This is a genomic window from Streptomyces flavochromogenes, from assembly GCF_000717595.1.
In the GTDB taxonomy this organism is placed as follows: domain Bacteria; phylum Actinomycetota; class Actinomycetes; order Streptomycetales; family Streptomycetaceae; genus Streptomyces; species Streptomyces flavochromogenes.
Genome location: NZ_JNZO01000018.1, coordinates 293,488 through 313,619, shown reverse-complemented (window position 1 = coordinate 313,619; position 20,132 = coordinate 293,488). Strand labels below are relative to the sequence as shown.

The following is a 20,132-nucleotide window of genomic DNA, read 5'->3' as shown; positions in this document are numbered from 1 at the left end:
CGGGCGCTACGAGAAGAGGGAGACGAGTCCGAGCACCCAGATGCCCACCATGACCACGGTTCCCGCGAGGGCGCCGGCGCCCGCGATCACTCCGGCGGACGTCCAGCCGCCGGGTTCCGGGGCGTCGGCCTCTTCGCCCCGGTCCGCCGCGTAGGTGCCCGGGTCGTCCCAGTCGACGGGGTGTCCGAGCCGCTCGGCGCAGGCGGTCCGCACCGCGGCGAGCTGCTCGACGGCGAAGGAGGACGCGGCCAGCGCCTCGGGCCCACGCCAGGCGAGGGCCTTCATCCGCCACCCGGGAGTCCCGTAGCGCTCTTCGAAGGCGGCGGTCTCCTCCGCGTTCCGGTCCTCTTCGAGGTACATCCAGCGCCCCGCCTCGGCCGCGTCCCCGTACAGCCGGTACACCTCGGCAAGCCGACGCCGCAGCGTCAGATCGTCCGGAAACGACGAAACCAGCCCACGCAGCCGCTGCCGCGCCATGGGGACCCTCCCGGCGATGAGGTCGGCGTCCACGCGGGCCAGGGTGTTCGTCTGAGACATGGACACATCATCGAGCACGGGGCGGGAGATCTCGATCCGTTTTACGACCGCCGTTGGACGGTCGATCCCGGGAAGACCGACGCCAGACGAGCCGACGCCAGACGAGCCGACGGCAGACGGCCGGCACCCGGGCCTGGAGCCCCGGGTGCCGGCCGTCGAAGGGAACCGTCCGCGGTTCAGCCGCCCGCGACCTCCGCGAGGTACGCGTCCGTCCTCTCCGGGTCGAAGAAGAAGTTCTCGAAGTCCGACGGGTCGTTGAAGCCGTTCGCGAAGCGGTCGGCGACCGGCTGGAGCCGGCCCGCTGCGCCCAGGAGGTTCAGGACGTGCTCCGGCGGGGGCGCCAGCATCGCGTTCGTCCACTTGGTGACATGCTGGGCCGTCTGCCAGTAGCGGTCGAAGGCCGACTGCATCCACTCCTCGTCGAAGGGCTTGTCGCCCTGCTCGACGATCGCCGCCAGGTACGCCGCCGCGCACTTCGACGCGGAGTTCGAGCCCTGGCCGGTGATCGGGTCGTTGGCCACGACCACGTCGGCCACGCCGAGGACCAGGCCGCCGCCGGGCAGCCGGCCGATCGGGTTGCGGACCGTCGGCGCGTACCGGCCGGCGAGGGTGCCGCCCGCGTCGGTCAGTTCGACCCTGGTGGCCCGCGCGTACTCCCAGGGCGTGAACTTCTCCATCAGCTCCAGGGTCAGCGACAGGTGCTCCGCCGGGTCCTTGACGCCCTGGAAGGCGTCGAGCGGGCCGCCGGGGACGCCCTCCCAGAAGAGGATGTCCGCGCGGCCGCCCGTCGTCAGCGTCGGCATGACGAACAGCTCGCCCACGCCCGGGACCACGTTGCACCGCACCGCGTCGAAGTCCGGGTGCTCGGGGCGCGGGCCGAGGCCGTGGACGTACGCGACGGCCAGCGCGCGCTGCGGCTCGCTGTACGGCGAACGGGACGCGTCCCGGCCGAACATCGAGACCAGCTCGCCCTTGCCCGCCGCGACGAGCACCAGGTCGTAGCTGCGCGAGAAGTAGTCCAGGTCGCTGACGGCCGCGCCGTGTATCACCAGCTGGCCGCCGCGCTGGGCGAAGGTCTCCATCCAGCCGGCCATCTTCACCCGCTGGTCGACCGACTGCGCGTACCCGTCGAGCCTGCCGACCCAGTCGATCGCACGGGTGGAGTCGGGCGCGGCGACCGAGACGCCGAGGCCCTCGATGCGCGGTGCCTGGGACTCCCAGAAGTTGAGGCCGAGGTCCCGCTCGTGCTGGAGCGCGGTGTGGAACATGCACTGGGTGGACATGACCCGGCCGGCCCGGATCTCGTCCGCCGTCCGGTTCGACATGAGGGTGACCTCGTACCCCGACGACTGGAGTCCGAGGGCGAGCTGCAGACCGGACTGGCCGGCGCCGACTATGAGTATCTTCCGCATGGGTGGTGCTCCTGGCGTGACGGGGAGAGCTGAGCGATCTATTCGGGGGTGTGTTCCAGCGCGTGCGCGACCATCGCGAGCAGGCTCTCGACGACGCTGTACCGCTTGCGCGCGTCCATGATCACCACGGGGACGTGCGCGGGCACGGTCAACGCCTCCCTGACGTCGTCCGCCTCGAACAGCTCGGTGCCCTCGAAGTGGTTGACGGCCACGATGTACGGCAGCCCACAGCTCTCGAAGTAGTCGAGGGCCGGGAAGCAGTCCGTGAGCCGCCGCGTGTCGGCCAGCACGATCGCGCCGATCGCCCCGCGCACCAGGTCGTCCCACATGAACCAGAAACGCTGCTGTCCCGGCGTACCGAAGACGTACAGCACCAGGTCGTTGTCGAGCGTGATCCGGCCGAAGTCCATCGCCACCGTGGTGGTGAGCTTGTCCGGCGTGGCGGTGAGGTCGTCGGTCTCCTCGCTCGCCCGGGTCATCAGTGCCTCGGTCTGGAGCGGGGTGATCTCCGAGACCGCGCGCACGAAGGTGGTCTTGCCGACGCCGAATCCGCCCGCGACGACGATCTTCGTCGCGATCGGGGCGCGGGTGTGGTCGAGCTGCCAGTCCTGCGCGCCGTCCTCGGCGTCGGGCTCGGCGGTGGCCGACGCGGTCGTATCTCGCTGGAACAGGTCGGCCTCGGGGGCCTGGGGCTGCGCGGGAATGCCGGTCACCGCCGGTGATGCGGTGTCGGCATCGGAGACGGCGGAGGCGTCAGAGACGACGGAGTCCACTCAGCACCCTTTCGAGGAGCGCGCGGTCGGGCTGCCCGGTGCCGTGACCGGTCCCGTACACACGGATCTTTCCCTGGTCGGCCAGGTCGCTGAGGAGCACCCGGACGACCCCCAACGGCATCTTCAGAAGCGCCGAGATCTCCGCGACCGTCCGCATCCGGCGGCAGATCTCGACGATGGCCCGCATCTCCGGCATCAGACCGCGGGCGCCCGGCCCGCCGTCCGTCAGGAGCTTGCGCACGGCGGGCGCTTCGAGCGCCGCCACGAAGGTCTCGACGAGCAGGACATGGCCGAAGCGGGTCCGCCCGCCGGTCAGCGAGTACGGGCGTACGCGCGCGGGGCGGCGTCCGTCTCCTCGTACGGGCAGCCGGTGGGCGGGAAACCCCGAAGACACTGACGTCACTGGGTGCTCTCCATCGATTTGCGCAGCTCACTGCGGACTTCGGGGGTGAGTACGTGACCGGCGCGGCCCACGAAGAGCGCCATGTGGTAGGCCACCACGCTCATGTCGCAGTCGGGCGTGGCGTGGACGCCGAGCAGCGAACCGTCGCTGATCGACATGACGAAGACGCTGCCCTCCTCCATCGCCACCATGGTCTGCTTGACCCCGCCGCCGTCCATCAGGCGTGCGGCGCCGATGGTCAGACTGCCGATGCCGGAGACGATGGTGGCCAGGTCGGCACTGGAGCCGCGCGGCCCGTTCGGACGGCCGGCTTCGGCGGCGGCCGTCGTGCTCTGCTGGGCGGCCGGGTCGGACGAGAGCAGCATCAGGCCGTCGGAGGAGACGACGGCGACCGAATGGACCCCGGGCACCTCCTCCACCAGATTCCCCAGCAGCCATTGCAGGTTGCGGGCTTCCGTGCTCAGTCCGAACGTTCCCGTCGCAGTCAACTGCGTGCCTCCTCGACTGTGTCCCCCGTCATCTCCTCTGTACGTGCAGTCTTTACGTCATCTATGCGCGCCGTCTCCATCTCCGCCTCCACGTCGCGGCGCCCGGCCTTGGCGCCCTGATGGAAGCCGCCGAGGCGGCGGCGCAGGGCCTCCGCGTCCACGCCGCCCTGACGAGGGGTCGTGGTGGCGGGGCCGGCGGGGCGGACCACCTGCGGGGTCCGCTTGGGCAGGCCCTTGTCGGTGACGCGCTCCCACTGCGGGGTACGCGGCCCGGGAACCGGCTGGTCGGTGACTGGCTCGGGGGCGGCGGGACTCTGCGGAGCCGGGGGCTCCTCCTGGTGGGCGGGAGTGGTGACGTCCGCCGCGCGCTCGTGGGCGTCGGGCTCCGGCGGCGGGTCGGGCAGCCGGACCTGGAGCGTGGTCTCGGAGACGCTCTCACCGAGGGGGACGGGCTCGTCGTGGGTGACGGGCTCGCGGTGGGCGAGCTCGGGCTCGTCGGGGGGCGCGGGCTCGTCGTGGGCGGGCCCGGGCTCGTACGCCGCCTGCGGCTCCGGCTCGTACGGCGCGTCCTGCCCGGGCTCGTAGGAGCCCTCCTGCGGCTCGGGCTCGTACGCCGCCGGCTCCTCCGCCGGCTCCGGCTCCTGGTCCCGCTGTTCCCTCGCCTCCGTCACCTCGGCCTCCATGAACGCCCGCTCCGCCGCCTCGACGAGGGGATCGCGGTTCCGGGACGGCAGCGTGTTGGAGTTGGCCTCCGCGGCCGAGCCGGGCAGGAGGATCGTGGGTGCCGCGCCCGCCACCCGTACGGGCTCCGTCACGGTGGTCGGCAGGGCGGTGGGGAGCAGGGGCTGCGGCAGGACCACGACGGCCGCCGTGCCGCCCTGCTGCTGCTCGCGCAGTTCGACGCGGACGCCGTGGCGGGCGGCGAGCAGGGCGACGACCCGCATGCCGAGCCCCTCGCCTTCGAAGGCGGTGGGGTCGGCCTCGGCCAGGCGCGCGTTGAGCTCGGCGAGCCGGGAGGCGGTCATGCCGATGCCCGCGTCCTGCACGGAGAGCATCACCTCGCCGGACTCCAGGAGCCAGCCGGAGAGCTGGACCTCGGCGTCGGGCGGCGAGAAGGAGGTCGCGTTCTCCAGGAGTTCGGCGATGAGGTGGCTCAGGTCGTCCGCGGCGAAGCCGGCGATCTGGGCGTGCGGCGGCAGGGACTGGATGGTGACCCGCTCGTACCGCTCGATCTCGCTGACGGCGGCGCGCAGCACGTCGACCAGCGGGACGGGCCCGGGGTGACCGTGGACGTGCTCGTGCCCGGCGAGGACCAGGAGGTTCTCGCTGTGGCGGCGCATGACGGTCGCCATGTGGTCGAGCTTGAAGAGGGTCGCGAGGCGATCCGGGTCCTGCTCGCGCTCCTCCAGCTTCTCGATCACGCCGAGCTGTCGCTCGACGAGCCCGAGGCTGCGCAGCGAGAGGTTGACGAAGGTGTGGTGGACGGTGCTCCGGAACCGTTCGAGGTCGGCGGTGAGGAGTGCGACCTGCCCCTGGAGTTCGGCACGCTGGGTGGCGAGCTCGGCGCCGAGTGCCTCCTTGGCGGCGGTCAGGTCGGTCCGGTCGTCGGTGAGCCGCTCGGTGTGCGCGGCCAGGCCGGCGAGCTTGCCGTGCAGGGTGTTGAGCGAGCGGACGACCTGCGCGAACTCGTCGTTGCGGCCGGTGAAGCGGACCAGCTCCTGGGCGCCGGGCTCGGGGGCGCCGGCGAGCCGGGCGGCGCCGAGCCGGAGGACGGCGAGCGGCCGGGTGAGGGTGCGGGCCACGTACGTGGAGATGCCGATCGCGACGATCAGACAGCCGCCGAGGAAGGCGATCCGCAGTTCGAGGGCGGTGACGTCGTCGTCGCGGAGCGCGCCGAGGCGTTCGACCCGCTCGGCGGAGAGGGCGGATTCGACACCGCGCATCTGCTCGATGCGGGCGGAGAGGGCGGACTCGAGCCCGGCCGGGTCGGTCTCGCGCTCGGTCTCCGTCAGCCGCGGCTGGTCGGTGAGGGAGGCGAGGGAGCGCTCCGCGCTCTTGACGTCGGGGCCGGCCACGGTGGCGGCGAGGGAGTCGCGGGCGGTGGAGCCGGCGGCCTGGTCGAAGTCGCCGAGGGCGGCGAGTTCACGGACCCTGGCCTGCTGGGCGGCGGCGGTGAGGATGTCGCGGGCGCGGGCGGCCTCGGCGGTGCCCGCGGGCACCTCGGGGACGTAGGTGCCGGTCTCGGCGTCGTACCGGACCTCGCCGGTGGGCTCGGGCTGCGGGACGGAGAGCGCGGCGAGGAGCAGGCCGCGGGTGGCGGAGGCCTGCTCGACGGCGCGGCTGAGGGCGGCGGGGGCGCGGGTGGCCTCGGTGAGCGCGGTGTCGGAGGCGCGGGCCGGGGTCTTGTCGGCCAGCTCGTCGGCGAGGGCCTGGAGTTTGGTGATGATCTCCGAGTACGCCCGGTGGGCCTCCAGGGCCGTGCCCTTGCCGGTGAGGGCGGTACGGCGGACGGAGGGGACGCCGGCGAGGTCGCGGCGGAGCTCGGCGGAGGCGGCGGGGCGGATCTCGTCGATCTGGCGGTCGACGCGGGTCGATCGCGTGCTGGTGATCTGGCGCCTGTGCTTGGCGTCGCCGCTCTGGGCGTCGCGGCCGGCGGCGATGTAGGCGACGACCTCGTCCCGCTCGTCGGCGAGCGAGTGGGCCAGGGTGACGGCCTGCCGGTCGAGTTCGGCGAGGGTGACCAGGCTCTGGGAGTCGTTGAGCTCGGTGGAGGCGGCGAGGACCGCGGGCGCTCCGGCGACGAGGACCGTGATGCCGACGAGGGCGACGCCGGCGACGAGACGGTTGCGGACGCGCTTGGGACGGCCGGTGGGGGCGCTGCCGGTGAAGGTGCTGCCGTCGGGGAGGCTGCCGGCGGGCGCCGCGGCGCCGTCCGGGGTCGGCACCGCACCGGGGGTCTGGCTCCGCGTGCCGTTCTTGCTCCGAGGCCGCTTCATCTGCACCGGTGCTCGCATTCTTGATTCGTCCGCCCACAAAGCAGAGGTGACGGCCGGTCACATGGAGCGCCCCCACCCCTGGTACGGCTTCCGACCATTCCAGCGCTTCTGGGAAGGGGGCGCGCATCGGCCGCTCCGCCACCCGAACGAGTGAACAACACTCCTGAGTTGGCGAACAACTTCTCCGGGTGGGCCGAGGCGTCCCCGAAGGGCCCCTGGTTGGATCTTCCGCGCGGGCTTTGGCAGGATGCCCGCCCGCAGCTCCCCGGAGTCCGCCGCTCCGGCTCCCCGGGACCGCCGCCGGGTTGGTACAGGCCATTTCCGCACGTTTGCAGGTCCGGTGAAGACGTACACCGGGAACGTACGCCGCCCCGGGCACACTGGTCGTCATGCGCAGTGACGTCGCGACCCTCCCCGGCAACCCCGAACGCCCCAACGAGGACTGGGTGGCCGCCGCCCAGCCCGCCTCGGGCGGCGGCGGAACCGTCGTCCTCCTCGACGGCGTCACACCACCGGCCGGTGATGACGGTTGTGTGCACACGGTGCCGTGGTTCACCGCGCGCCTCGGCGGGTCTTTGACCGAACTGTCCGCTTCCCGCCGGGACATGTCCCTGGCCGGGATCCTGTCGCTGGCAATCCGGCGCACCGCGGAGGCCCATCGGGACACCTGTGACCTTTCTCACGTCCGTACGCCCCAGGCGACCGTCGTGCTCGCCCGCTGGGACGAGACCTCGGTCGAACACCTCGTCCTCTCCGACTCCGTACTCCTCCTGGAGTCGCCGGACGGGTCCGTACGGGCCGTGCTCGACGACCGGCTCGACCGCGTTCCCGACGAGGTCCTGCGGTCCCTGGCGGCGACGGACCGGCTGCGGAACCGGGAGGGCGGCTTCTTCACGGCGGCGGCGGACCCGGCGGTCGCCGCGCGGGCGGTGACGGGGACGAGCCCGCGCGCGGAGGTACGGGCCCTGGCGGCGCTCACGGACGGGGCGAGCCGCTGGGTGGAGATGTTCGGCGAGGGCGACTGGACGGACTGCTTCGGCGTCCTGCGCAAGGAGGGCACGCTCGGGCTGCTCCACCGCGTGCGCGCCCTGGAGGCGGCGGACGCGTCGGCCGGCGGGACGCGCCGCTGGAAGCCGCACGACGACGCGACGGCGGTACTGGTGGAGCTGGGAGCCGGCTGAGCGACGACCGCGCCGACGGAGGCCGGGGCCCGCCGAGCCAGGCCGGTGTCGGCGGAGGCCGGGGCCACGGGCCCGCGATGGGCCGTGTGGACCCGCTCAGCCTTCGGAACGGACGTTGAAGTGGTTCAGGAGCCGGGCCAGTTCGGCGACCTCGGCGCGGTCCCAGTCGGCGAGCTTGCGGACGTACCGCTCGCGCCGCGCGTCCCGGACGTGCCGGAAGCGGTCCCGGCCCTCCTCGGTGAGCCGGACCAGCGAGGCGCGTCCGTCGGCGGGGTCGGGGTCGCGGGCGACGAGCCCGAGGTCTTCGAGGGCCCGGAGCTGGCGGCTCATGGTCGCCTTGCCGACCCCGAAGTACCCGGCGAGTTCGGTGGCCCGCTGGGGCCCGGCGTCGTCGAGCCGCACGAACAGGCCGTAGGCGGCGGGTTCGAGTTCGGGGTGGACCTCGCGGGCCATCTCGCCGGACTGGGCGCGGGCACGGCGCAGGAAGACCGCGAGTTCGCGTTCGAGCGCGAGGAACTCCCGGTCGACCCCGCCGGACGGGGCGTGGGGTTCGCCGCCGACGGTCGGCGGGGCCCCACCGTCACTTCCCGTACCGCTTCCGTGCACGTCAGCACCTCTCACACGTTCTCCGGCGATCCGCCGACGGCTTTCCGGCCGCTGAAAGTTTCTTTCGGCCGGGGCCATCGCCGCAGCTCTTCCAGTATTTCGCAGGCGTAGACCAACGGCGGTATCCAGGCCCTCTTCCATGGGCCGGGTCTACGTGCGTAGCGTCGTCCACGACACCCGCGCTGACATGTCCACACCATGACTGGCGGCGGGCGTCCAGGACCGTCGACCTCGCTCCCCCCACCGATCCTTTCGGAGGCACGCAATGCGTGTGCACAGATCCGGAACGACCCTCGCCGGCGCCGCGCTCGCGGCCCTGACCCTCCTCATCCCCCTCGCCGCGTCCGCCGGAGCGGCCCAGGACCCCGGTGCCCGCCAGGCGCCGCCGCGCGGCTCCGCCAGCATGGGCATGGGCGTCCTCGCGCACGACGGGCAGGGCGGCGCACCCGGCGGCGTCTCCGCCCAGGCCGTCCAGACCGAAGGCGTGGACGTCTCCAGCCACCAGGGCAACGTCGCCTGGTCCACCCTGTGGAACAGCGGCGTCAAGTGGGCCTACGTCAAGGCGACGGAGGGCACCTACTACAAGAACACCTACTTCAACCAGCAGTACACCGGCTCGTACAACGTCGGCATGATCCGGGGCACGTACCACTTCGCGACCCCGGACACGACGACGGGCACGGCCCAGGCCGACTACTTCGTCAACAACGGCGGCGGCTGGTCGAAGGACGGCAGGACGCTTCCGGGCGTGCTCGACATCGAGTGGAACCCGTACGGCGCGACCTGCTACGGCAAGACCCAGGCCGGGATGGTGACCTGGATCCGCGACTTCGTGAACCGGTACAAGGCCAGGACCGGCCGGGACGCCGTCATCTACACGGCGACCAGCTGGTGGACCCAGTGCACCGGCAACTCCTCCGCCTTCGCCACGACCAACCCGCTGTGGATCGCGCGGTACGCCGCGTCCGTGGGCGAACTCCCGGCCGGCTGGCAGTACTACACGATGTGGCAGTACACCTCCTCCGGCCCGACGGTCGGCGACCACAACCACTTCAACGGCGACCTCTCGCGCGTGCAGGCGCTCGCCAACGGCTGACGCCCCCGCGCGTACGGCGGCCCCCGGGTGTGCGGCACCCCGGGGGCCGCTTCGGCTTTTCCGGCCCTCCCCCTTGCCTATTGGTATGGACCAATGCGAGGCTCTACGGCGATCGCCCGGGATTCAACTTCCGTGTGCTCAGCGCGCGTTGCTCGTCCGTCCTCCCCCACGCACGAGAGAGAGCCCCCGCATGCAGTCCACCCGCCGCACCGCCGCCGGCGTCGCAGCCCTGTCCGCAGCCGCAGCCCTCGTCACCCTCACCCCCACCACCGCCAGCGCCCACGGAGCCGTCTTCAACCCCGTGAGCCGCGTCGCCGCCTGTTACGCGGAGGGCCCCGAGACCCCCAAGTCACAGGTGTGCAAGGACCTCGTCGCCGACTCCGGCACCCAGCCGCTCTACGACTGGAACGAGGTCAACATCGCCAACGCCGCCGGGCAGCACCAGGCCCTCATCCCGGACGGCAAGCTCTGCTCGGCGAACCGCGAGAAGTACCGGGCGCTCGACTGGGCGCGCACCGACTGGCCGGCGACGGCGGTCGCGGCGGGCAGTTTCGACTTCAAGGTCCGGGTGACGGCCGCCCACTCCGGCACGATGACCGTCTACATCACCAAGCCGGGCTTCGACCCCACGCAGCCGCTGAAGTGGTCGGACCTGGACGCGACCCCCGTCGCCGTCTACAACACCGCCCGCACGGCCACCGACGGCTACTACAACTTCACGGGCAACCTCCCCGCCCGCACCGGCCGCCACATCGTCTACAAGGTGTGGCAGCGCAACGACAGCCCCGAGGCCTTCTACAGCTGCTCGGACGTCACCTTCGGCGCCGCGGCCGCGCAGCCGGCCGCGGCGAAGGCCCAGGCCCCGAGCGAGGCGAAGATCGCGGCGGGCGCGTCGCTCTCCACCGTGAGCCACGCGGGCCACGGCGGCGACGAGCAGGCCCCGGCCCTCTCCGCCGAGACGACCGAGACCCCCTCCTCGCCGCTGCCCATGGCCCTCGCGGGCGCGGGCGCCCTCGCCGCCTTCGGCGCGGGCAGCCTGCTCCTGGGCCGCCGCCGGAACTCGTCGGCGTCCTAGGAGCGCTCCGGAACCGTCCGGCTCCCGGGGCCGCGGTCCCGAGCGTCCTAGGAGCCGGACGCAGCGAGCGGGAAGAGGGCGGTGAGCCGGGGCATCGCCACCCCCTCCGGACGAGACCCCCGGGGCTCGCCGCCCTCTTCCCACTCCCCCTCGAAGTCCCCCGCGAGCTCGTCCGCGAGCTCCTCGGCACGCTCGTCCACGGCGTCGTCGAACTCCTCGCCGCAGTCGTCCTCCTGGCCGGTCAGCTCGTCGTACGCGTCCTGCGCGACGTAGTCCAGCCACTCCCACTCGGGCCACTCGTCGTCGTCCCACTCGTTCCTGTGCCGGCCCACCAGGGCCCGGATCCCCGGCACGTCGGCCAGCGCGTCGGGGTCGGCGACGACCGAGTCGTACACCTTCCGCCCCTGCCCGACCAGCCAGAGGGTGAAGTAGTGGAAGCCGTCGTCGGTGGAGGCTCCGCTCTCGATCCGGTCCGCCGCCCGCCACAGCGCGCGCGTTCCCGCGACCTCGCACGCGTCGTCGAGGCGCACCTGGAACTCCACGCTCTCGGCGGCCGGACGCCGGAGCAGCTCCGTGCGCAGCCACTCCATCCGCTCCTCAAGGTCCTCGGTGCGGCGGCTCAACTCGTCGATGAGAGCCCAGAAGGCGTCTTCGTTCATGCGTACGAGCATGACACCCCCGGCCGACATCCGGGTGACGATTTACCTGCGAGTACGCGGACGCGCCGGGCATGACGGAGCGGGGTGCCCCCTGTCGGGGACACCCCGCTCCGTACGGGAGTTACGCCGCCGCCACTCCCACGGGCACCGCCGCCGGCGCCAGGGCGATCTCCAGGACCTGGCGGACGTCCGTCACCGGGTGGACCTCCAGCTTCTCCAGGATCTCCGCCGGGACGTCGTCCAGGTCGGCCTCGTTCCGCTTGGGGATCACGACCGTGGTGATGCCCGCCCGGTGCGCGGCGAGGAGCTTCTGCTTCACGCCGCCGATCGGGAGGACCCGGCCGGTGAGGGAGACCTCGCCGGTCATGGCCACGTCCGTACGGACGAGCCGCCCGCTCAGCAGGGAGGCGAGGGCGGTCGTCATGGTGACGCCCGCGCTCGGGCCGTCCTTGGGGACCGCGCCCGCGGGGAAGTGGATGTGCACGCCCCGGTCCTTGAGGCCGGTGACGGGCAGTTCCAGTTCCGCGCCGTGCGAGCGGAGGAAGGAGAGCGCGATCTGCGCCGACTCCTTCATCACGTCGCCCAGCTGACCGGTGAGGGTCAGCCCGGCGGCGCCGGTCTCCGGGTCGGCCAGGGACGCCTCGACGAAGAGGACGTCGCCGCCCGCGCCGGTCACGGCGAGCCCGGTGGCGACACCCGGTACGGCGGTGCGGCGCTCGGCGGGGTCCTGGGCCGACTCGGGCACGTGGTGCGGACGGCCGATGAGGTCCCGGAGGTCGTCCGGGGTGACCGTGAACGGCAGCTCGCGGTCGCCCAGTTCGTGCTGGGCCGTGATCTTCCGGAGCAGCCGGGCGACGGCGCGCTCCAGCGTACGGACGCCCGCCTCCCGGGTGTACTCCCCGGCGAGCTTCCGCAGCGAGGCGTCCTCGAGGACGACCTCGCCGGGCTCCAGACCCGCCCGCTCCAGCTGCCGGGGCAGCAGGTGGTCACGGGCGATGACGACCTTCTCGTCCTCCGTGTAGCCGTCGAGCCTGACCAGCTCCATGCGGTCGAGGAGGGCCTCCGGGATGGCTTCGAGGACGTTGGCCGTGGCCAGGAAGACGACGTCGGAGAGGTCGAGTTCGACCTCCAGGTAGTGGTCGCGGAAGGTGTGGTTCTGCGCCGGGTCGAGGACTTCGAGGAGGGCCGCCGCGGGGTCGCCGCGGAAGTCGGAGCCGACCTTGTCGATCTCGTCGAGCAGGACCACCGGGTTCATGGACCCGGCCTCCTTGACGGCCCGCACGATCCGGCCGGGCAGCGCGCCCACGTACGTACGCCGGTGTCCGCGGATCTCCGCCTCGTCCCGTACGCCGCCGAGGGCGACGCGGACGAACTTGCGGCCCATCGCGTGGGCGACGGACTCGCCGAGCGAGGTCTTGCCGACGCCGGGCGGGCCGACGAGGGCGAGTACGGCTCCGCCGCGGCGGCCGCCCACGACGCCGAGACCGCGCTCGGCACGCCGCTTGCGCACGGCGAGGTACTCGGTGATCCGCTCCTTGACGTCCTCAAGGCCCGCGTGTTCGGCGTCGAGGACCGCCTGGGCGCCCGGGATGTCGTACCGGTCCTCGGTGCGCTCGTTCCAGGGCAGTTCGAGGACGGTGTCGAGCCAGGTGCGGATCCAGGAGCCCTCGGGGGACTGGTCGCTGGACCGCTCCAGCTTCTCGACCTCCTTGAGGGCGGCCTCCCGGACCTTCTCGGGCAGGTCGGCGGCCTCCACGCGGGCGCGGTAGTCGTCGGACTCGTCACCCTCGGCTTCGCCGTTGAGGTCGCGGAGCTCCTTGCGGACGGCTTCGAGCTGGCGGCGGAGGAGGAACTCGCGCTGCTGCTTGTCGACGCCCTCCTGGACGTCCTTGGCGATGGTCTCGGCGACGTCCTGCTCGGCGAGGTGCTCGCGGAGCTGGGCGGTGGCGAGCTTGAGGCGGGCGACCGGGTCGGCGGTCTCCAGGAGCGCGACCTTCTGCTCGACGGTGAGGAAGGGCGAGTATCCGGAGTTGTCGGCGAGGGCCCCGACGCCGTCGATCTGCTGCACGCGGTCGACGACCTGCCAGGCACCGCGCTTCTTGAGCCAGCTGGTGGCGAGCGCCTTGTACTCCTTGATCAGGTCGGTGACCTGACCGGGCAGCGGTTCGGGCAGGGTCTCCTCGACGGTGCTGCCCTCGACCCACAGGGCCGCGCCGGGTCCGGTCGTGCCGGCGCCGATGCGCACGCGGCCGAGTCCGCGGATCAGGGCGCCGGGGTCGCCGTCGGACAGTCGTCCGACCTGCTCGACGGTGCCCAGGACGCCGGTCCCGGCGTAGGTCCCGTCGACGCGGGGCACGAGCAGCACCCGCGGCTTGCCCGCTCCGGGCCGCGCGGCGGCCTGGGCGGCCTCCACCGCGGCGCGTACGTCGTTGTCGGACAGGTCGAGCGGCACCACCATTCCGGGCAGCACGACCTCGTCGTCAAGCGGCAGCACGGGCAGAGTGAGCGGCACGGACGGCTTGGAGTCAGCCATGATCTCCCCTTCGGCAGTCAAGTTGAGCTATGCCGACTCAATGCATGTGAGCCCATGAATGTTCCCGGACGTCCGTTCGCTCTGAGCGATCACCCTCGCACGGGCCACTTTCGACCGATGTAATGACTGCATGGATATTGCAGCTCTTACATCGGCATGGGTCGCGGGCTGGACCGTCTCCCGCGGGACCCCGGCCGCCGTCCACGAGCCGTGGGGCCACCGGATCGACGTGGGGCTGCCCCGGCACGTCGTACGGCATGTCCTGCCCGCTCCCGACGCGGCCACCGTCGGCGCACTCTGCGCCCGGCTGACCACCCCGTACAGCTGGCTCAAGATCATGGCCGAGCCCGCGGACGCGCACGCGTGGATCACGGAGGGATGGACGGTCCCCGACGACCCGGGCTTCATGATGATCAAGCCGCTGGACCCCGGCGCCCGGCCCGCCCCGCCCGAGGGGTACGCGCGGACCACCGAGGTCCGGGACGGTGTCATCCGGGTCCGCGTCCTGGCGCCCGACGGCACCCTCGCCGCGAGCGGCCGGATCGCCCCGACCGGTTCCACGGCCGTCGCCGACCAGATCGAGACCGACCCCGCGCACCGGCGGCGGGGGCTCGGCGCCAACGTCATGCGCACCCTGGAGGCGGCCGCCGCGCAGGCCGGCGCCGAGACCGGCGTGCTCTCCGCGACCACGGACGGCCTCGCGCTGTACGACTCCCTCGACTGGCGCTACCGCGGTCCGCTCACCGGCATCGTCCGGGACGGCGGCGGGACCGGCTGACGGTCGGGTCCGGGCCCGAACCTGACCGTCCGGCTGCGCGCGGTGCCCGTCCCTTGGCATGCTCGGTCCATGGTGAGAGGCGTACGGGTGACGTGGTGCGGGACCCTGCTTCTGGTGGGGGTCCTGGTCGGTGGTGCGAGCGGCTGCGGGCCGGAGACGCCGCCCGCGCCGGGCGGACCGCCGTCGGAGCTGAGCGGACCCGCCGAGCCGGCCGCCACGACGACGGCCCCGGGGGCCACGGCGACCCCAGGAGTCACGACGGTGCCGGGGACCACCGCCGCGCCCGGCACCCCCACGGCGGACCCCCACCCGGCCGAGGTCCTCGTCGAGGTCGTCGTCAACGGCGGCCTCGCCGGTGTCCGCAACAAGCTCGTCGTCCACTACGACGGCTCCTGGACCAGCCGCTCCGGCACCAAGGCGCCGCGCACCGGCCGGCAGACCCCCGCCGAGGCCGCCGAGCTCCGGGCCGCCCTGGAGGACCCCGCGTACGCCCGGGTCCCGGAGCGGCCGACGGGCGGCCCGGTCTTCGACGGCTTCCAGTACTACGTGACGTACCGCCACCGCCTCGTCGTCTCGGGCGACGGCGAGCGCCCGGCCGCGCTCCAGCGGGTCTTCGCCGCCCTCCCGGAGGGCGGCCCGCCGACGAACCCCTGAGCCGGACCGCCGGCGGACCCCCGCCGGCGAGCCCCTGAAAGGGCCGCCGTACTCCCGCACCGGACCGGTGGACTCCCGAATCGGGCCCGGCACGGAGAACCGAACCGGGGCACGCGCGCGATAGGGAAGGCGTGAGACTGTTGCGCCCCGCAGGGGGAGGCCCCTCCGGGGGCGACGAGGACGACGCGGCGCTGCTGCGCGCGGTCGCCCGGGGAGACTCCGAGGCGCTCGCCGTGCTGTACGACCGGCACGCCGGCTGGCTGCACGCGCGCCTCGCCCGGCGCTGCCCGGACGAGGAGACCGTACGGGAGGTCCTCCAGGACACCTTCGTCACGGTCTGGCGCTCGGCGGGCGGCCACCGGGGCCGGGGCGAGGCCGGTGGCTGGATCTGGGTGATCGCGGCCCGGCGCCTCGTGGACGCGCAGCGGGCCCGGGCCCGCGCGGAACGCGTCGTGGAACGGGCGGCCGAACACGCCGCCGTGCCCACGGAGCCGTCCTCCGCCGAGGACCGCGTGCTCGCCGGACTGGAGTACGGGGAGGTGGGCGCGGCCCTCGACCGGATCTCGCCCGAGCTCGCCGAGGTCCTGCGGGCGACCGTCGTCGACGGCCTGACGACCCGCGAGACCGCCCGGCTCCTCGGCATACCCGAGGGCACGGTCAAGACCCGCGCCCTGCGCGCCCGCCGCGAACTGCGCGCCGCGCTCGGGGCGGCCCACCCCGGTGGCCCACACGCCTTGGGAGGCACCGCATGACGACACGACGCCCCCCTGCCGACGTCCCCGGGAGCCCCGGGCTCCCCTGGCACGTCAGCGACGCCCTCGCGCGCCGGTACGCCGACGGGTCGGCCGCCGAGACCGACGCCTGGTCGCTGGAGAAGCACGTCGAGTCCTGCGCGGGCTGCGCCGGCCGCGTCTCGGCCGCCGTACGGGCCGGAACGGCCGGCCCGGTGCTGGCGAGCGTCCGCGCCGAGCTGCTGGCGTCCCTCGGACCCGGTCGGGCACGGGAGGGCGCCCGGGCCGTACGCCCGGGTTCCCCCGCCCACCGGACCGCACCCGGCGCCCCCCTCGGCCGCCGGATCGCAGCCGTCGCCTCCCTGGGGCGGCGACCCGGACCCACCACCTCGCCCGGGCTCCGACCTGAATCCGCCACCCCCGGCGCCCGGCCCACCCGCGTCGCGCACACCCCCACCCCGCACGCCCCCACCCCCTTCGGCCGGTGGGCGCGGCTCTGGTGGGCCGTCGGGCCCGCCCTGCGCGGGTCCTGGGTGGTGGCCGTGATGCTGGTCGTCGGTGGGGCCTACGGGCTCGCCTACGGAGCCGGGGTCCAGGGGGCGCGGAGTCTGCTGCTCGCCCTCTCGCCGGTCCTTCCGCTCGCCGGCGTCGCCGTCTCGTACGGACGTCATGCCGATCCGCTGTACGAGATCACCGCCGCCACCCCGTCCGGCGGGCTGCGGCTGCTGCTCACCCGTACCGCCGCCGTCCTCGCCGTCTGCGTACCGCTGCTGACCGCGGGCGGCGCGCTGCTGCCGCCGGTGGCCGGCTTCCCGGGAGCCGCCGCCTGGCTGCTGCCCGGCCTGGCGCTGACGCTGGCCACGCTCGCACTCGGCTCGTTCGTCGGCTGCCGTGCGGCGGCCGCGACGCTCGGCGGCGGGTGGCTGCTCGCCGTCACGGGTCCGCTGCTCGGGCCCGTGGACACGGCCGCTTCGGCCACCGCGCTCGCCCTGTACTTCTCCGGCCCCGCCGCCCAGGGGGGGTGGGCCGCCGCAGCGCTGGCCTGCGCGGCCCTCCTCGTGCTGCGGCGCCGTTCCTTCGACCACCTGGAGTCCCGGTGAACGTCTCGACCGCCGTCGCGGTGAGCGGACTGACCGTCCGCCATCGCCGTACCGTCGCCCTCGACCGGCTCGACCTGTCCCTCGGTCCCGGCGTCCACGGCCTGCTCGGCCCGAACGGCGCCGGAAAGACCTCCCTCATCCGGGTCCTCGCGACCGTCGCCGCACCCTCCTCCGGCCGGGTGGAGCTGCTCGGCGGGGACGCGACCAGTCATCGCGAACGCACCGGCATCCGGCGCCGGCTCGGCTATCTGCCGCAGGACTTCGGCCACTACCCGGCCTTCACCGTGCGGGAGTTCGTGGCCTACGTCGCCTGGCTCAAGGAGGTGCCGGCCGAGCGGGTCCCGGCTGCCGTGGAGCACGCCGTGGCACGGGTCGGGCTCGGCGACCGGATCGACGCGAGGATGAAGACGCTCTCGGGCGGCATGGTCCGGCGCGCCGGAATCGCCCAGGCCATCGTGAACGAGCCCGAACTGCTGCTGCTCGACGAGCCGACGGCCGGTCTCGACCCGGAGCAGCGGGTCGATTTCCGTTCGCTGCTGCGGGAGTTGGGCACGGAGGCGACGGTGGTGGTCTCCACGCACCTGGTGGAGGACGTGGCCGCGGCCTGCACCGACGTCGCCCTCATCGAGTCGGGCCGCCTCGCCTTCCAGGGCTCGACGGCGGAACTCACCGCGCTCGGCGGGGAGTCCCCGGACGGGAACGACTCCACGACCCACGCCGTCGAGCGCGGCTACACGGCCGCCCTGCACGCCCACCGAACCCCCTCGCACACCGCGAAGGGAGCACTCCGGTGACCGCCACCCTCACCCCTCCCCCGCCCCGGACCGCCGGACGGGCCGTCCGCGCGCCGAGGCCCGTCCTCATCGAGCTGCGCCGCGGACTGGGCCCCTGGACCGGTACCGCCGTCCTGCTCACCGTCCTCGTGGCGATGTACGGCAAGACCCCCGGCTGGCAGGGGCGTTGGGCCGACGCCACGAACCTGCTGCACGTGGCGGCCGGGCTGCTCGCCGGACCGCTGGCACTCGCGGCGGGCTGCTGGCAGGGCGGCAGGGACCGGCGACGCGGAACGCTGGACCTCTGGGAGTCCGCACCCCGCTCGCCGCTGCGCCGCCTGTTCGTCGCGGTCGCCCCGTCCGCGCTCTGGCCGGCCGCGGGCGTGCTCCTCGCCGACGCCGTCTGTCTCCTCGCGACCTGGCCGTACGCCTCCGGCGGCCGCCCCTTCCTCGAACTCCTCGCCGCCGACGCGGTCGCCGTCGCCGCTCTGGGCGCCGTCGGCCATGTCGTCGGACGTGCGGTCCGCTGGCGGCTGACGGCCCCGCTCCTGGGCATCGTCGGGTACGTCGTGCTGGGGGCGGGCGCGTACAGCCAGGGCCCCGCCCGCTGGCTCGGCCCCGCCGCCGAGCACCAGTTCCTCTGGGACCGGCCGGTGTGGTGGTTCGGTCCGGTGTCGATGGCGTGGACGGCCGGACTCGCGCTCACCGTCCTCCTCGCGTACGGGATCCGCCGGGCGCGGCTGCGTCCGCTCGTCCTGGTGCCGCTGGCCGTGGCGGTCGCCGCCGCCGCTGCGATCCTGCGCCTGCCGTCGGACGAGGGACCGTGGCGTCCGGACCCGGCCCTGGCCCGTCCGCTCTGCGACGACGGCACGCCGCAGGTCTGCCTCACAGCCGTGGACGAACGCCTGCTGCCGGAGGTGACGGCGGCGCTCGCCCCGCTCAACGCGCGCCTCAAGGGGCTGCCCGGCGCCCCGGTCCGCTGGGTCGGCGGCCCGTTCGGTCCCCCTCGCCCCGGGGACGTCGAACTGCCCAACGCGGCGACCGCCGCGGTGCGTGGCCGGCTCCCGCGCCCGGATCTGTTTCTGAACTCGGCGGTGTCGTGGCTGTTCTCGGACACGTGCCGACCGGGTGACAACACCGGCCCGGACGCGGAGCGGGCGAGCATCGTCAACCTCGCCGTCATCGAGTGGCTGGCGCCGACCCCCGAGGGCTACGGCCCCGACACCACCGCCGCCCGGCCGTACATCGACCGCCTCCGCGCCAAGTCCCCTGCCGCCCAACGCGATTACCTGGGCCGCTACCTGGCGGCGAACACCTGCCACCCCGACGAGGTGCCGGTCCCGTGAGGCCTTCCGCCCTGCTCTATCTGCGCTCCCGCGCCCTCCCCGGTGCCCTGGCCGCCCTCGCCGGAACGGCGGTGGCCGCCGCCTGGGCGGCCTGGTGGCTGGAATCGCGGCCCGACTTCGACCACACGGCCCGGCTGCCGGTCGTCGTCCTCGGCCCGCTGCTCGCGGCCGCCGCGATCGGCAGCAGTCTCCACACGCCGAGCGACGAGCTGGACCGTACGGCCGTGCGCGCGTGGTGGCCCCGCCGTCTCGCCCATGTACTCGCCCCGGCCGCCCTCGCCGTCACGCTGCTCGCCCTGGCGGTACCGGGGCACGCGGAGCAGTTCGGCGCGCTCGCCGCCGTACGCAACACCCTCGGGCTCGTGGGGGTGACGGCGGTCGCCGCCGCCGTCGTGGGCGCCCGGCTGAGCTGGCTGCCGCCGGCCTTCTTCGTGGGCACGGTCTATCTCGCGGCCCCGTCCACCCCGGGCGGTGGGGCGCAGTGGTGGGCCTGGGTGATGCAGCCGGGCACCCAGGCGGGGGCGTGGACCGTGGCGGTCGCCACGCTCACGGTGGGCACGGCCCTGTACGCGTGGCGGGGCGCGCGGCGGGTGACGGGCGAGTCCTGAGGACCGCGCGCGCGGCGGCCGCCACGCCCGCGCGCGCCGTGACCACCCCCGCACGCCATGACGCGGGTACCCGTGAAGTGAGGCCGGCGCCTGTGAGGTGAGGTCGGTACCCGTGAAGTGAGGTCGGTACCCGTGAAGTGACCGGGTGACTTCGAAGTGCCTTCTTCCCCGAATCTCCGCCGTGCCGCAGGATTTCCCCATCGACGCGTGGGAATCCCGCGGCACGGCTTTCTCCTTGTGCCGCGCCCCTGCCGGGCCGGCTTCTCACGCGGATCACGAGGGAATGCCGCGCGCCTGCCGCAAGAATTCGGCCGATTCCCCACGACCATTCCTCCGCGCACAAGGAGCAATTCTGTGTCCATCCCGAAATCCCCGTCGAGCAG

19 protein-coding genes are annotated in these 20,132 nt (G+C 73.7%); 10 read left to right on the top strand and 9 right to left on the bottom strand.

Annotated features, from left to right (window positions below; all coding sequences use genetic code 11):
- Nucleotides 1–6: 6 nt before the first annotated feature.
- From IF00_RS0123190 to IF00_RS0123165, 6 genes are all read right to left on the bottom strand, one after another.
- Nucleotides 7–537, bottom strand: a complete 531-nt coding sequence (locus tag IF00_RS0123190; RefSeq protein WP_030320975.1) for a DUF6584 family protein — start codon at nucleotides 535–537, stop codon at nucleotides 7–9.
- A gap of 176 nt (nucleotides 538–713) precedes the next feature.
- Nucleotides 714–1,949 (bottom strand): styrene monooxygenase/indole monooxygenase family protein, encoded by a 1,236-nt coding sequence (locus IF00_RS0123185; RefSeq protein WP_030320973.1) that lies wholly within the window; start codon nucleotides 1,947–1,949, stop codon nucleotides 714–716.
- Between the two features lie 38 nt (nucleotides 1,950–1,987).
- Nucleotides 1,988–2,620 (bottom strand): GTP-binding protein, encoded by a 633-nt coding sequence (locus tag IF00_RS0123180; RefSeq protein WP_051820578.1) that lies wholly within the window; start codon nucleotides 2,618–2,620, stop codon nucleotides 1,988–1,990.
- A gap of 82 nt (nucleotides 2,621–2,702) precedes the next feature.
- The gene (locus IF00_RS0123175) at nucleotides 2,703–3,116 is read right to left on the bottom strand and encodes a DUF742 domain-containing protein (RefSeq protein ID WP_412080169.1); all 414 of its coding nucleotides are present in this window, start codon (nucleotides 3,114–3,116) and stop codon (nucleotides 2,703–2,705) included.
- 5 nt (nucleotides 3,117–3,121) lie between these two features.
- Nucleotides 3,122–3,613 (bottom strand): roadblock/LC7 domain-containing protein, encoded by a 492-nt coding sequence (locus tag IF00_RS0123170; RefSeq protein ID WP_030320968.1) that lies wholly within the window; start codon nucleotides 3,611–3,613, stop codon nucleotides 3,122–3,124.
- Entirely contained in the window at nucleotides 3,610–6,627 is a 3,018-nt protein-coding gene (locus IF00_RS0123165) for a sensor histidine kinase (protein ID WP_245234610.1), read from the bottom strand. Before IF00_RS0123165 ends, IF00_RS0123170 begins: the two co-directional genes overlap by 4 nt.
- Before the next feature lie 371 nt (nucleotides 6,628–6,998).
- Here IF00_RS0123165 and IF00_RS0123160 point away from each other — a divergent pair, with 371 nt between their 5' ends.
- Nucleotides 6,999–7,790 carry a protein phosphatase 2C domain-containing protein gene (locus IF00_RS0123160; protein ID WP_030320965.1) on the top strand — a complete coding sequence of 264 codons (792 nt, stop codon included), beginning with the start codon at nucleotides 6,999–7,001 and terminating at the stop codon, nucleotides 7,788–7,790.
- A 96-nt stretch (nucleotides 7,791–7,886) separates the two neighbouring features.
- On the opposite strand, the gene IF00_RS0123155 is transcribed toward IF00_RS0123160, so the two are convergent.
- On the bottom strand, nucleotides 7,887–8,396 hold the full coding sequence (locus IF00_RS0123155; protein WP_030320964.1) for a MarR family winged helix-turn-helix transcriptional regulator: 510 nt from the start codon (nucleotides 8,394–8,396) through the stop codon (nucleotides 7,887–7,889).
- Nucleotides 8,397–8,661: 265 nt separating this feature from the next.
- Here IF00_RS0123155 and IF00_RS0123150 point away from each other — a divergent pair, with 265 nt between their 5' ends.
- Both IF00_RS0123150 and IF00_RS0123145 read left to right on the top strand, forming a co-directional pair.
- Complete coding sequence (locus IF00_RS0123150) at nucleotides 8,662–9,492, top strand: lysozyme (protein ID WP_030320963.1); 831 nt, start codon at nucleotides 8,662–8,664, stop codon at nucleotides 9,490–9,492.
- Between the two features lie 190 nt (nucleotides 9,493–9,682).
- A complete protein-coding gene (locus IF00_RS0123145) occupies nucleotides 9,683–10,567 on the top strand; it encodes a lytic polysaccharide monooxygenase auxiliary activity family 9 protein (protein ID WP_030320962.1) in 885 nt (294 codons plus the stop codon).
- 47 nt (nucleotides 10,568–10,614) lie between these two features.
- Here IF00_RS0123145 and IF00_RS0123140 read toward each other — a convergent pair whose 3' ends face one another.
- A complete protein-coding gene (locus tag IF00_RS0123140) occupies nucleotides 10,615–11,226 on the bottom strand; it encodes a DUF4240 domain-containing protein (protein ID WP_030320961.1) in 612 nt (203 codons plus the stop codon).
- 121 nt (nucleotides 11,227–11,347) lie between these two features.
- The gene (lon, locus tag IF00_RS0123135) at nucleotides 11,348–13,759 is read right to left on the bottom strand and encodes an endopeptidase La (protein WP_030320959.1); all 2,412 of its coding nucleotides are present in this window, start codon (nucleotides 13,757–13,759) and stop codon (nucleotides 11,348–11,350) included.
- A 130-nt stretch (nucleotides 13,760–13,889) separates the two neighbouring features.
- On the opposite strand from lon, the gene IF00_RS0123130 reads away from it, so the two are divergent.
- The 7 genes from IF00_RS0123130 to IF00_RS0123100 all read left to right on the top strand — a co-directional run bounded on the left by IF00_RS0123130 (nucleotide 13,890) and on the right by IF00_RS0123100 (nucleotide 19,749).
- Nucleotides 13,890–14,537, top strand: a complete 648-nt coding sequence (locus IF00_RS0123130) for a GNAT family N-acetyltransferase (RefSeq protein ID WP_037638855.1) — start codon at nucleotides 13,890–13,892, stop codon at nucleotides 14,535–14,537.
- Between the two features lie 69 nt (nucleotides 14,538–14,606).
- Nucleotides 14,607–15,191 (top strand): hypothetical protein, encoded by a 585-nt coding sequence (locus IF00_RS0123125; RefSeq protein WP_158710514.1) that lies wholly within the window; start codon nucleotides 14,607–14,609, stop codon nucleotides 15,189–15,191.
- Nucleotides 15,192–15,322: 131 nt separating this feature from the next.
- Nucleotides 15,323–15,943 carry an RNA polymerase sigma factor gene (locus IF00_RS0123120; RefSeq protein ID WP_030320954.1) on the top strand — a complete coding sequence of 207 codons (621 nt, stop codon included), beginning with the start codon at nucleotides 15,323–15,325 and terminating at the stop codon, nucleotides 15,941–15,943.
- Nucleotides 15,940–17,022, top strand: coding sequence for a serine/threonine-protein kinase (locus IF00_RS0123115; RefSeq protein WP_051820563.1), 1,083 nt, complete (start codon nucleotides 15,940–15,942; stop codon nucleotides 17,020–17,022). The genes IF00_RS0123120 and IF00_RS0123115 overlap by 4 nt, the downstream gene beginning before the upstream one ends.
- A complete protein-coding gene (locus IF00_RS0123110) occupies nucleotides 17,019–17,816 on the top strand; it encodes an ABC transporter ATP-binding protein (protein WP_030320950.1) in 798 nt (265 codons plus the stop codon). The genes IF00_RS0123115 and IF00_RS0123110 overlap by 4 nt, the downstream gene beginning before the upstream one ends.
- Nucleotides 17,813–19,141: a hypothetical protein gene (locus tag IF00_RS0123105; protein WP_030320948.1), complete on the top strand. Its 1,329-nt coding sequence runs from the start codon at nucleotides 17,813–17,815 to the stop codon at nucleotides 19,139–19,141. Before IF00_RS0123110 ends, IF00_RS0123105 begins: the two co-directional genes overlap by 4 nt.
- On the top strand, nucleotides 19,138–19,749 hold the full coding sequence (locus tag IF00_RS0123100; RefSeq protein ID WP_030320947.1) for a hypothetical protein: 612 nt from the start codon (nucleotides 19,138–19,140) through the stop codon (nucleotides 19,747–19,749). The genes IF00_RS0123105 and IF00_RS0123100 overlap by 4 nt, the downstream gene beginning before the upstream one ends.
- The last annotated feature ends 383 nt before the right edge of the window (nucleotides 19,750–20,132 follow it).

What these genes read in the sequence shown, in the direction of transcription:
- IF00_RS0123190 (WP_030320975.1), bottom strand. Translation starts at nt 537, where the DNA reads ATGTCTCAGACGAACACCCTGGCCCGCGTGGACGCCGACCTCATCGCC.
- IF00_RS0123185 (WP_030320973.1), bottom strand. Translation starts at nt 1,949, where the DNA reads ATGCGGAAGATACTCATAGTCGGCGCCGGCCAGTCCGGTCTGCAGCTC.
- IF00_RS0123165 (WP_245234610.1), bottom strand. Translation starts at nt 6,627, where the DNA reads ATGCGAGCACCGGTGCAGATGAAGCGGCCTCGGAGCAAGAACGGCACG.
- IF00_RS0123160 (WP_030320965.1), top strand. Translation starts at nt 6,999, where the DNA reads ATGCGCAGTGACGTCGCGACCCTCCCCGGCAACCCCGAACGCCCCAAC.
- IF00_RS0123150 (WP_030320963.1), top strand. Translation starts at nt 8,662, where the DNA reads ATGCGTGTGCACAGATCCGGAACGACCCTCGCCGGCGCCGCGCTCGCG.
- IF00_RS0123145 (WP_030320962.1), top strand. Translation starts at nt 9,683, where the DNA reads ATGCAGTCCACCCGCCGCACCGCCGCCGGCGTCGCAGCCCTGTCCGCA.
- IF00_RS0123140 (WP_030320961.1), bottom strand. Translation starts at nt 11,226, where the DNA reads ATGAACGAAGACGCCTTCTGGGCTCTCATCGACGAGTTGAGCCGCCGC.
- lon (WP_030320959.1), bottom strand. Translation starts at nt 13,759, where the DNA reads ATGGCTGACTCCAAGCCGTCCGTGCCGCTCACTCTGCCCGTGCTGCCG.
- IF00_RS0123130 (WP_037638855.1), top strand. Translation starts at nt 13,890, where the DNA reads ATGGATATTGCAGCTCTTACATCGGCATGGGTCGCGGGCTGGACCGTC.
- IF00_RS0123125 (WP_158710514.1), top strand. Translation starts at nt 14,607, where the DNA reads ATGGTGAGAGGCGTACGGGTGACGTGGTGCGGGACCCTGCTTCTGGTG.
- IF00_RS0123115 (WP_051820563.1), top strand. Translation starts at nt 15,940, where the DNA reads ATGACGACACGACGCCCCCCTGCCGACGTCCCCGGGAGCCCCGGGCTC.